The sequence below is a fragment of the Bartonella taylorii genome, assembly GCF_023920105.1.
Taxonomy (GTDB): Bacteria; Pseudomonadota; Alphaproteobacteria; order Rhizobiales; family Rhizobiaceae; genus Bartonella; species Bartonella taylorii.
Genome location: NZ_CP083693.1, coordinates 1499357 through 1512914, shown reverse-complemented (window position 1 = coordinate 1512914; position 13558 = coordinate 1499357). Strand labels below are relative to the sequence as shown.

At 38.7% G+C, this 13558-nt stretch carries 1 protein-coding gene; it reads left to right on the top strand.

Features of this window, described 5'->3' with window-relative positions; genetic code table 11:
- Positions 1-767: 767 nt before the first annotated feature.
- Positions 768-13556: a Vomp family autotransporter gene (locus LBE40_RS06590; RefSeq protein WP_252615175.1), complete on the top strand. Its 12789-nt coding sequence runs from the start codon at positions 768-770 to the stop codon at positions 13554-13556.
- The last annotated feature ends 2 nt before the right edge of the window (positions 13557-13558 follow it).

Below are 13558 nucleotides of genomic sequence, written 5' to 3'. Positions count from 1 at the left end.
GGATAGTTTGTGTTGAAAAAAACACACTAGAACCCATAGTAATATCTTACTATGGGGAAGTTCATTTTTTTGGTTATTGTCTGTTAGTACCTATAAGTGTGTAAAAAGTACATTAGTAAGACTCATTTTGTTTCAAATAAACTCTCTTTTTTGAAGAGATGTATCTCAAGAAGGGGGGGTGAAAATAATGCATTTTCAGCCAACACGCATTACGCCATAGCAATTGTAGTGTAGCATTGTTCTTAATAAAATCACCTTCTTGCAAAAAGAAATAAAGGTTTGTGAGATTTAGAGGATATTAATTTACACATTATTAAGAGAATAGTGTTCTTCTAAATAATGAAGCAATTTATCAGTAAAGGGAAGATGATAAATTTCTTATTTTGAAGACTTTTGTTAAGAAACTAAATATTTTTAAGCGAAATGCTTTCGATATTTAAATTGGGCAAGAATAATCTCTTTTTTAATGAGTATAACACTGCAAACGGTGAAATTAATTTTTATTAGAGTCTAAATGTATTTTAGATGTTTGTTTGATATCTTTGCCAATTTTGACATTTAGTTCTGACGATAACAAAGGCATAGGGCGGGAAGATAAAAGACTCGAAACGTTATCAATCTAGCAACTAGCGATCGCAACTACACAATTTACGAACCGTTAAATTCCGTGGGTATTTTTATTAAGAGGACAGGTTCATAGGCATCAAAATATGGCTTTTTTATGTTTTTAATATGTTTTTAATATGTTTTTATTACAGGGGATAATTATGAAAAAAGTATATGCCAAATTAGCGGGGGGCAAATTGAATTTTCTTCGTCCTATTTACAAGACATCTTTTGTAAAGATGCTTTCTTTATCCTCAGTAGTAGCACTTTTGTCGAGTGCTTCTCCAGTGTATTCAAAAACAGTTTCTCCAAAAGAAGCATTTCTCATAAGTGCGAAAAGCCCTTCTGTAGCTTTTCCGCAAAGTGTTATCTCTGTTTATGATGACTATAATGTTGATGCGAGCGATCAGGAAAACTATGTAACAGCCCTACAAGCGGGGAGCACACTGGCAGCGAGCGCTGTTAGTGACTATGTCAATTTTCTCATCAATACTCTTTCTAAGAAAAATAATGATAATGCTATCGTGAATATTTTGACAGCATACAGCAATAGCCTACCAAAAAGGGAGTTCAGTGCAGAGGAGCAATATAAAAGATTTATCACCAGCCCGCAGTTTTCTGATTTTTCTAGTTTCATCCCTAAACAGTTTTCTCAAAATGGCGATGGTGTAGCGGTTGTTGATAGTTTTGGTGGATTGTGGAATGGTAGAACTGCAGTACAGTCCCGTGGTGGAGGCGGTTCTAATATAATACATGGTCAAGTTATGCATGTAAATGGCTATGATAATGTTGTTATTGGTAACAATGCTATGGTATGGTCTAATACTCCTACAATCGAAGTATTCTCCAGAAATGTTGTTATTGGTAGCGATGCGAGATCGGATAGTTCATTTTCGGTTGCTATTGGTAATAATGCAGTCGTATTTCCACAGAGTAGAATCTCTGTTGCTATAGGTCATGAAGCTTATGCGAGAGGTGATGCTACGGTTGCTATAGGTTCTAAAACTACGGCGAAAAACGAGTCCTCAGTTGCTTTAGGTGCTTATTCTGTGGCTACGGTTTATGAGCGTGCTCGTGGGTATGATCCCATAACAAATGGTGCTACAGAGGAGGAAGGTTATGTATGGAAAAGTACTCTAGCTGCAGTTAGTGTTGGCAATACTGCTGATGGAAAAACACGCCAAATTGTAGCAGTAGCGGCTGGTACTAAAGATACTGATGCTGTGAATGTTGCGCAGTTGAAAGCAGTAAGAGAAATTGCAAAAACAGGTTGGAAGCTATCTGTTGGAGAAAAGACTACAAATGTTGATGCGGATAACAGCCTCAGTTTTTCCTCTGGAAGTGACAACTTTAAGATAGTCAGCGATAAGAATAAGATCACATTTGATCTAGCACGGGCTATCACAGCTGATAGCATAAAGGTAGGCGAAAATACCTTAGATGCGACAGGCTTAGTGATTAAAAGTGGTCCGAAAATGACGACTGCAGGTATAGGTGCCGGCAATCAAAAGATTACAGGAGTGGCAAAGGGCACTGAAGGTACTGATGCAGTTAATTTTGCACAGCTGAAGGAGATCAAAGAACAGGTAGCATCCGGTAGCTTTGTAAAACAAGATGCTCAGACAAAACATATTACCATTGGGAAAGAAGCAGATGGTGATAAAATCAGTATTGCCAATAAGGATGGCAAGGGTCGAGTTATTTCTGGCGTAGCGAATGGAGTCATTTCTGATGCTTCCACTGAAGCAATGACAGGGCATCAATTGCATCAGTTTGGCATCAGCATAGCTGGCTATTTTGGCGGTGGTGCTAAATATGAGAATGGCCAATGGAGCACTCCAAAATTTAAGGTTAAAACTGTTAAAGATGATGGCACAGAAAGTGAACAAAGCTACGAAAATGTAGCATCTGCTTTTGAAGGTGTTAGTAATTCTATCACGAAGATTCAGAATAACATCACCAAAGAGATTAATAATGTAGTTACCAAAGTGGAAGGCGATTCCTTATCGTGGAGCAAGACCGATGATGCATTTGTAGCCAAGCACGGGGCGGGAGATGGGAAGACAAGTAGCAAGATTACGTTTCTTGCGAATGGTGATATTTCTAAGGATTCAACGGATGCTATAAATGGTTCCCAGCTTTATTCACTAGGTGATACATTTGCGACGTATTTAGGTGGTGGCGCTAGTTTTAGTGGAGGAACTTGGACCGCTCCAGAATTTAAGGTTAAAACTGTTAATGCTGATGGTACAGAAGGTGAAGAAACAGTATACAAAAATGTAGCTGCTGCTTTTGAAGGTGTTGGTAATTCTATTACGGATATTCATAAAGAAATTAAAAATGAGATTACCAATGCTGTTACGAATGTTAAAGGCGATTCTCTGCTATGGAGTGATACAGCCAATGCGTTTGTAGCCCGTCATGAAAAGAGTACAGAAGAAGGCAAGTCTGTAAGGATACAAGAAAACAGCAAGATTACGTTTCTTGCGAATGGTGATGTTTCACCAACTTCAACGGATGCTGTTACGGGTAAGCAGCTTTATTTACTTGGTGATACATTTGCCAAGTATTTTGGTGGTGGAGCCAAATATGAGAATGGTCAATGGACCGCTCCAATATTTAAGATTAAAACTGTTAAGGCTGATGGCACAGGAAGTGAAGAGACAGTCTACAAAGATGTAGCGTCTGCTCTTGCTGGTGTTGGTAATTCTTTCACGAATATTAAAAATGAGATTACGAATGTAGTCACCAAAGTAGAAGGTGATTCTTTATCGTGGAGTAAGGAAGATGGTGCGTTTGTTGCCCGTCATGCAGAGAAAGTGGCTGGAGAAAATCCAGTGGAACCAGTGAACAGCAAGATTAAGTTTCTTGCGAAAGGTGATGTTTCACCAACTTCAACGGATGCTATAAATGGTTTCCAACTTTTTAAGACGAATGAAAAGGTTGCTACCTATTTAGGCGGTGGCGCTAAATATGAGAATGGCGAATGGACTGCTCCAGAATTTAAGGTTAAAACTGTTAAGGCTGATGGTACAGAAGGTGAAGAGACAGTCTACAAAAATGTAGCGGCTGCTTTTGAAGGTGTTGGTAATTCTATTACGGATATTCATAAAGAAATTAAAAATGAGATTACCAATGCTGTTACGAATGTTAAAGGCGATTCTCTGCTATGGAGTGATCAAGTCAATGCGTTTGTAGCCCGTCATGAAAAGAGTACAGAAGAAGGCAAGTCTGTAAGGATACAAGAAAACAGCAAGATTACGTTTCTTGCGAATGGTGATGTTTCACCAACTTCAACGGATGCTGTTACGGGTAAGCAGCTTTATTTACTTGGTGATACATTTGCCAAGTATTTTGGTGGTGGTGCTAGTTTTAGTGGAGGAACTTGGACTGCTCCAAAATTTAAGGTTAAAACTGTTAAGGCTGATGGCACAGGAAGTGAAGAGACAGTCTACAATGATGTAGCGTCTGCCCTTGCAGGTGTTGGTAATTCTTTCACGAATATTAAAAATGAGATTACGAATGTAGTCACCAAAGTAGAAGGCGATTCCTTATCGTGGAGCAAGGAAGCCAATGCGTTTGTAGCGCGTCATGCAGAGAAAGTGACTGGGGAAGATCCGGTGAAATCAGTGAATAGCAAGATTAAGTTTCTTGCGAATGGTGATGTTTCTAAGGGTTCAACGGATGCTATAAATGGTTCCCAGCTTTTTGAGACGAATGAAAAGGTTGCTACCTATTTAGGTGGTGGCGCTAAGTATGATGAAGGCAAATGGACTCCTCCTAGCTTTAAGGTTAAAACTGTTAAAGCTGATGGAAAAGAAGGTGAAGAAACAGTCTACAATGATGTAGCGTCTGCACTTGCCGGAGTTGGTAATTCTATCACGAATGTTAAAAATGAGCTTACCAAGCAGATTAATAATGAGATTACCAATGTGAAAGGTGATAGCCTTGTTAAGAAAGATGCAAATACAAATTATATTACTATTGGTGCAGAAGTAGAAGGCAGTGAAATCAATATTGCTAACAGCAAAAATGAATTACGGGCTCTTTCTGGTGTGAAAGAAGCAAAGAATGATAATGAGGCTGTTAACAAAAGCCAGCTTGATACAAGCATCAAAAAAGTTGAAGATAAACTAACGAATGTTACTGAACAAGTTAAAGGCGATTCCTTATTATGGAACGAAGAAGCCAATGCATTTGTAGCTCGTCATGAAAAGAGTACAGAAGAAAAAGGTAGGTCCGTAAGGATACAAGAAAACAGTAAGATTACATCTCTTTTAAACGGTGATGTTTCTAAGAATTCAACGGATGCTATAAATGGTTCCCAGCTTTTTGAGACGAATGACAAGGTTACTACCTATTTAGGCGGTGGCGCTAAATATGAGAATGGAGCATGGACTGCTCCTAGCTTTAAGGTTAAGATTGTCAGTGCTGATGGCAGTGGAGTTGAAGAAAAAGTTTACAAAAATGTAGCTTCCGCTTTTGGAGGTGTTGGTGATTCTTTTACGAGTGTTAAAAATTCTATCACAAATGTTAAAAATGAGATTAGCAAAGAGATTAATAATGTTAAAGGCATTTCCTTATTGTGGAATGATACAGCCAATGCGTTTGTAGCTCGTCATGAAAAGAGCACAGAAGAAGGTAAGTCCGTAAGGATACAAGAAAACAGCAAGATCACATCTCTTGCGAATGGTGATATTTCTAAGACTTCAACGGATGCTGTTACAGGTAAGCAGCTTTACTCATTGGGCGATAAGGTTGCGACGTATTTTGGTGGAGACGCTAAATATGAGAATGGAGAATGGATCGCTCCAAAATTTAAGGTTAAAACTGTTAAGGATGATGGTACAGAAAGTGAACAAAGCTATAATAATGTAGCAGCTGCTTTTGAAGGTGTTGGTACTTCTATCACGAATGTTCAGAATAAATTTACTGAACAGGTTAATAATGCGATTACCAAGGTGGAAGGTGAGAACCTTGTTCAGCAAGATAAAAAAACAAATCATATTACTATTGGTGCGGCAAAAGAAGGAACAGAAATCAATATTGCCAATAAGGCTGGTGAGAAGCGAATTATTTCTGGCGTTTCACATGGTACGATTGGTAAAGATTCAACTCAAGTTGTGAATGGTGACCAGATTCACACAATCTCGCAGGATATTGCCAAATTCTTAGGTGGTAATGCAGCTTTTAACAACGGTGCTTTGACAACACCAACTTATAGCTTATCGAAGGTTGAAGAAAATGGTTCGATATCAAGTGCTACCTTTAACGATGTTGGAGCAGCCTTTACTGGACTTGATACAAATATCAAGAATGTTAATGCGCGAATTAAAGAGGTATCTCAGGGTGTTGCACAGGATTCTTTATTATGGAGTGCGTCTGATGGAGCTTTTAGTGCTCGGCACGGGAAAGAGAAGGACAGAAAAGATAGCAAGATTACACATCTTTCGGATGGGAATATTGCTTCTAACTCTACAGATGCAGTCACAGGTGGTCAGCTTTATTCTCTGAAGAGTGCACTTGCTACCTATTTTGGTGGCGGTGCCGGCTACGATCAGGACGGAAACTGGAAAGCTCCTAGTTTTAAAGTAAATACAGTTAAGAATGATGGCAACTCTGAAGAGACGAACTATACCAATGTTGCTGATGCACTTGCTGGAGTTGGTAGTTCTTTTACAAATATTAAAAATGAAATTACGAAGCAGATTAATAATGAGATTAGCAATGTGAAAGGTGATAGCCTTGTTAAAAAAGATGCAAGTACAAATTATATTACTATTGGTGCAGAAATAGAAGGCAGTGTAATTAACATTACAAATAAAAACAAAGAGGATAGACTTCTTTCTGGTGTGAAAGATGGAGAGCTCTCTAAAACGTCACGACAAGCAGTAAATGGTTCACAACTTTTTACGACCAATGAAAATGTTACGACTGTGACAAATGATCTGAAAAAAGTTGCTAACAATACATCAGCTTATTTTGGTGGTGGAGCCGATGTTCTTAAAGGTGATATCCCAAGTTTTTCTATTCAAGAGAATACCTATCATACTGTTGCTGAAGCATTTGCAGGTGTTGATAGTTCATTCACAAAGCTTCATAATGAAATTTCTAAAAACAATACTGAGGTTACCGAGCGTATTGAGCAAAATGCCTTATTATGGAATGATGACGCTCATGCCTTTGTGGCGCGTCATGAAAAGAGTAAAGAAGAAAAAGGCAGAGCCGTAAGGGCGCAAGAAAACAGCAAAATTACATTTCTTTTAGACGGTAATGTTTCTGATGGTTCAACGGATGCTGTTACTGGTAATCAGCTTTACTCATTGGGTGATAAGGTTGCGACGTATTTTGGTGGTGACGCTAAATATGAGAATGGAGCATGGACTGCACCTACTTTTACGGTTCAAAAATTTGATGATAAAGGGAACGCGACAGAAGAAAAGTACAGTACTGTTACGGATGCATTAGCTGGTGTTAGCACTTCTATCACGAATGTTAAAAATGAGATTACCAAGCAAATTAATAATGAGATTAGCAATGTGAAAGGCGATAGCCTTGTTAAGCAAGATGCTAAGACACAGGTTGTCAATATTGGTAAAGAAGTAGAAGGCAATACAATCAGTGTAGTCAATAAGAATGGTGAAGATCGGACGCTTTCTGGTGTGCAGGAAGCAACGAAAGGTAATGAAGCAGTCAATAAAGCTCAGCTTGATAAAAGTTTGCAAGATCTTTCTACCAATCTTCAGTCTGAAGATTCAGCTGTTGTTCATTACGATAAGAACAACGATGAGAATGGCACCATTAATTACAAGAGTGTGACTTTGGGTGGTAAAGATAAATTCCCCGTTGCACTTCATAACGTTGCCGATGGTGCAATTTCTTCAGAATCACATGATGCGATCAATGGTAAGCAGATTAATAAAATCGGTGAGGATGTAACTAAATTTTTGGGTGGTAATGCAGCCTTTAGCAACGGTAGCTTTACAGAACCAATATATAATTTATCTCAAGTGACCAAAGATGGAGAAATAAAATCTGCAGAGTTTAAAAATGTTGGTTCAGCATTTGAGGGTCTTGATGAAAATATCAAGAATGTAAATCAACGGATTAAGGAAGTTACGCAAGGCGTAGCGCAAGATTCTTTGAACTGGAGCAAGGAAGAAGAAGCCTTTGTAGCGAAACATGGAGAAGGTAAGAATAGAGGTAATAGTAAATTGAAGTTTCTTTTAGATGGAGAAATTTCTAAGGGCTCAACAGAAGCGATAACAGGTAGCCAGCTTTATTCAATGGGTGAGACAGTTGCGACATATTTTGGTGGCGGTGCTGGATATGAGAAAGGCAAATGGAAAGCTCCAAGTTTTGTAATCAAGAAAATTGATGCAGAAGGTAAAGAAAGTGAAGAAAGCTATACGAATGTAGCGGAAGCTCTCTCTGGTATTAGTAATACTGTTACGAATGTTCATAATGATGTAACTAATGTTGTCAGTGATAGTCTTATCAAGCAAGATCAAAAGGGGCTGATTACTGTTGGTGCTGAAAGAGGTGGTAATAAAATCAGTATATTAAATCGTGATGGTGCTGATCGTACGCTTTCTGGTGTTAAAGCAGCCGAGAATGACAATGAAGCAGTTAATAAAGCTCAGCTTGATAAAAGTTTGAAGGAACTTTCTCGAGACATTCAGTCTGAAGATTCATCTGTTGTTCTTTATGATAAAAAAGCAGATGGCAAAACTGATTATAGCAGTGTGACCTTTGGAAAAGGCGTAGATAAAGATTCTGCTCCCGTTGCACTGCATAATGTGAAAGATGGTGTAATTTCTGAAGCGTCGCATGATGTAATTAATGGTAGCCAAATTAATACGATAACTCAGGAGGTAGCCAAATTCTTTGGTGGAGGAGCAGGGTTTAAAGATGGTAAGTTTACAGAACCGAGCTACAAATTATCCCGTATTGATGCGGATGGACAGATAACAGACGACTCTTTTAATGATGTAAGTAGTGCATTTACAGGTCTTGATAAGAATATCAAGAATGTCAATAAGCGTATTAAAGAAGTTTCTGAGGGTGTAGCGCAAGATTCTCTGAACTGGAGTAAGGAAGCCAATGCGTTTGTAGCTCAGCATGGAAAGGAAGGCGCAAAGACAAATAGTAAAATCACGTCTCTTGCGAATGGTGATCTTTTATCAACCTCAACGGATGCTGTAAATGGTTCTCAGCTTTTTGAAACGAATAATAAGGTTTCTACCTATTTGGGTGGTGGTGCTAAATATGAGAATGGCCAATGGACTGCTCCGAATTTTGTAGTTAAGAAATTTGGTGTTGAAGGACACGTAACAGAGGAAAATTATAACACTGTTGCAGATGCATTTTCTGCTGTTAATGGTTCATTCACAAAGCTTCACAATGAAATTTCTAAAAATAACACTGAGGTTACCGAGCGTATTGAGCAAAATGCTTTGTTATGGAATGATGACGCCCATGCCTTTGTAGCCCGTCATGAAAAGAGTAAAAAAGAAAAAGGTAGAGCCGTAAGAATACAAGAAAATAGCAAAATTAAGTTTCTTGCAGATGGAGCTATTGAAGAGGGGGCCACCGAAGCTATAACCGGTAATCAGCTCTATTCCTTGAATAAGACAGTTGCAAAATATTTTGGAGGGGGTGCTGGATATGAGAGTGGAGAATGGACTGCACCTAGTTTCACAGTTCAAAAGTTTGATGCTAAAGGAAATGTGACAGAGGAAAAGTACAGTACTGTTGCGGATGCATTAGCTGATGTTAGCACTTCTATCACGAATGTTCATAAAGAGTTTAATAATGAGATTAACAATGTTGTTAGTGATAGCCTTATTAAGAAAGATGACAAAATAAATCTTATCAACATTGGTAAAGAAGTAGAAGGCAGTGAAATTAATATCACGAATAAAAATAAAGAGGATCGAACACTTTCCGGTGTGAAAGAAGCTGTTAACAATAATGAAGCAGTTAATAAAGCTCAGTTTGATAAAGGTTTGAAGGATCTTTCTAAGGATCTTCAGTCTGATGATTCAGCTGTTGTACATTACGATAAAAAAGATGATAAAATTGATTATACCAATGTAACTTTAGGTGGCAAAGATAAGTCCTCCGTTGCACTTCATAATGTTGCTGATGGTCGGATTGGTGAAAATTCGCATGACGCGATCAATGGTAAGCAGATTAATAAAATCAGTGAGGACGTTGCTAAATTCTTAGGTGGTAATACATCTTTTAAAGACGGTACTTTTAGAGGACCGATGTATGAGGTTTCTAGTGTTAGCGAAAATGGAGAGATAAAAAAGACTAGCTATGATAATGTTGGTTCTGCTTTTGCTGGTCTTGATACGAATGTGAATAATGTGAATAATCACCTAATGAATGCAGTCCAAAAGTTTGATGAAAAAATAAATAATATTACTCAAGAAGTTCAAGGTGATGCACTATTGTGGAGTGATGCAGACAAGGCATTTATAGCACAGCATGGCAAAGATGAGACAAGAAGCAATAGCAAGATTACATCTCTTCAGTCTGGCAACATTGCTGATAACTCAACAGATGCCATTAATGGTTCCCAACTTTATTCGATGAGCAATACACTTGCGAAGTATTTAGGTGGCGGAGCTGGTTATGCAGAAGGGCAATGGAATGTACCTAATTTCACAGTTCAAAAATTTGATGCTGAAGGGAATGCGACAGAGGAAAAGTACAATACTGTTGCGGACGCCTTTTCTGCTGTCAATAATTCTTTCACAAATATTCATAATGAAGTTAAGAATGAGATTAACAATGTAATCAGTGATAGTCTTGTTAAGTGGGATGATGCAACAAAGTTGATTAGGATTGGAGGGGAAAAGGACGGAACTACAATCAGTATTGCTGATAAAGATAATAAGAGTCGGACGCTTTCTGGTGTGAAGGATGCAGAGAATGATAATGAAGCTGTTAACAAGGGGCAACTTGAAAAAAGTTTAAAGAAACTTTCAGAAAATATTCAATCGGAAGATTCTTCAGTAGTTCTTTATGATAAAAAAGCAAATAACGAAACTGATTATAGCAGTGTGACTTTTGGAAAAGGTATCGATAAAAATTCTGCTCCCGTTGCACTCCATAATGTCAAAGATGGCTCTCTTTCTGAAGGATCACATGATGTGGTTAATGGTGGGCAGCTTAACACGATTTCACAGGATGTTGCCAAATTCTTAGGTGGTGATGCTGCCTTTAAAAATGGTGCGTTTACAGGTCCTACCTATAATCTATCTCAGGTTTCTAAAGAAGGTAAGGTAGAGGAAAATGTCTTTAATGATGTAGGTTCAGCATTTGCAGGACTTGATGAGAATATCAAGAATGTTAATCAACGTATTAAAGATGTGTCTGAAAGTGTTGCTCAAGATTCTTTGAATTGGAGCAAGGAAGACAAAGCGTTTGCAGCCAAGCATGGCAAAGAAGGAAGCAATAGCAAAATTAAGTTCCTTGCGGATGGAGAGATTGCGAATGGTTCCACGGATGCGGTAAATGGAAGCCAGCTTTACTCGTTGAATAATACAGTTGCGACGTATTTTGGTGGTGGTGCTAAGTATGAAGAAGGCAAATGGGTTGCTCCTACCTTTACAGTAAAAACGTTTGATGCAAATGGTAAGGAAGGTAAGGAGAGTTATACGAGTGTAGCGGAAGCCTTTACAGGTGTTAATAATGCTTTCATAAGTTTTGGTAACAAAGTTACCAATGAGATTACCAATCAAGTAAATAATGCGATTACTAAAGTTGAAGGTGAAAGCCTAGTTAAGCAAGACAAGAAGACAAAAGTTATCACGATTGGTGGTGAGACAGATGGTACAAGCATCAGTCTTGCAAATAGTGACGGAGCAGATCGTACACTTTCAGGTGTAAAGGCAGCGGAGAAAGATAATGAAGCGGTTAATAAAGGTCAGCTTGAAAAAAGTTTAAAGGATCTTTCTAAGGATCTTCAGTCTGATGATTCAGCTGTTGTTCATTACGATAAGAATGAAAAAGGCAGCATTAATTATGAAAGTGTGACTTTTGGAAAAGGAAAGGGTTCTGCGGCTGTTGGTTTGCATAATGTTGCGGATGGCCTGATTGCAAAGGGTTCACATGATGTGGTTAATGGCAACCAAATTAATACCCTGTCTCAGGATGTAGCGAAGTTTTTGGGTGGTGATGCGTCATTTAAAGATGGTAGCTTTACACATCCGACCTATGAATTATCCAGTGTTTCTGAAGATGGTCAGATAAGCAAGTCTGTCTTTAATGATGTAGGTTCAGCTTTTTCTGGTCTTGGTGCAAGTGTTAAGAATGTGAACAATCATCTGACAAATGTAGTGCAGAATTTTGATGAGAAGATTACGAATATTACTCAAGAAATTCAAGGTGATGCGCTATTGTGGAGTGATGCTGACAAAGCGTTTGTAGCCAAGCATGGCAAAGATGATGCAAGAAGTAACAGTAAGATTACGTTCCTTCAGGCAGGAACAGTTTCAGAAAATTCAACAGATGCGGTAAATGGAAGCCAGCTTTACTCATTGAATAATACAGTTGCGACGTATTTTGGTGGTGGTGCTAAGTATGAGGAGGGCAAATGGGTTGCTCCTACCTTTACAGTAAAAACGTTTGATGCAAATGGTAAGGAAGGTGAGAAGAACTATACGAGTGTAGCGGAAGCCTTTACAGGTGTTAATAATGCTTTCATAAGTTTTGGTGACAAAGTTACCAATGAGATTACCAATCAAGTAAATAATGCGATTACTAAAGTTGAAGGTGAAAGCCTAGTTAAGCAAGACAAGAAGACAAAAGTTATCGCGATTGGTGGTGAGAAAGATGGTACAAGCATCAGTATTACAAATATTGATGGTTCTGCACGGACGCTTTCAGGTGTAAAAGATGGAGCGCTTTCAGCAGTGTCGATGGAAGCCATTAATGGATCTCAGCTCTATTTAATGAGTAATCAGCTTGCTGCATATTTTGGTGGTGGTGCTGGGTATAAAGATGGAGCATGGAGAGCACCAGAGTTCAAGGTTGCACAATTCAGTTTTGATGGTAGTTCAGCTGAAAAGAAGAGCTATAATGATGTAGCGAGTGCTTTTGAAGGTGTTAATGGCAGTATGTCAAGTATCAACGATCGTATTAACACAGTAGAGCAGAATGTCTCGTCGAACAGTTTAAATTGGGATGAGAAAGAAGGGGCTTATAATGCAGGTCATGCAGGTCAAGACAGCAAGATTACGCATGTAGCGGATGGTAAGGTTGCATCAGGCTCGAAGGATGCAGTGAATGGCGGTCAGCTTTTTGAGACGAATGAGAGGGTTAGCGCAGTTGAAAGCCAAGTAAGTAGTATTGATAAGCAAGTAAAAGATATTGAAAGTACGGTTACGAACGGTGTTGTTAAGTATGATCAAGATGGTGAAGGTCATAAGGTTAATAAAGTCACGTTAGTAGGTGTTAATGAAAGTGATCCTGTGTTGATAGATAATGTAGGGGATGGCAAGATTGAGAGCGGTTCGAAAGAAGCTGTCAATGGAGGCCAATTGCATGATTATACCGAACAGCAGATGAAAATCGTTCTTGATGATGCGAAAAAGTATACGGATGATAAGGTCGATAGTGCAATCAATAATGCTACTGATGAGGCGAAATCCTATACAGATATGAAGTTTGAAACGTTAAGTTATGCGGTTGAAGATGTCCGGAAGGAAGCAAGACAATCAGCAGCGATTGGTTTGGCAGTATCTAATTTACGTTACTATGATACGCCAGGCTCTTTAAGCGTTTCGTTTGGTAGTGGTGTATGGCGTAGTCAATCTGCATTTGCTCTTGGTGCTGGTTATACATCTGAAGATGGCAACATCCGTTCTAATGTATCTGTCACAAGTGCTGGAGGTCATTGGGGGGTAGGTGCAGGGGTTACTTTGAGGCTGAGATGATA

Excerpts from the sequence above, each read along its gene's own strand:
- LBE40_RS06590 (WP_252615175.1), top strand. The coding sequence starts at position 768 with ATGAAAAAAGTATATGCCAAATTAGCGGGGGGCAAATTGAATTTTCTT.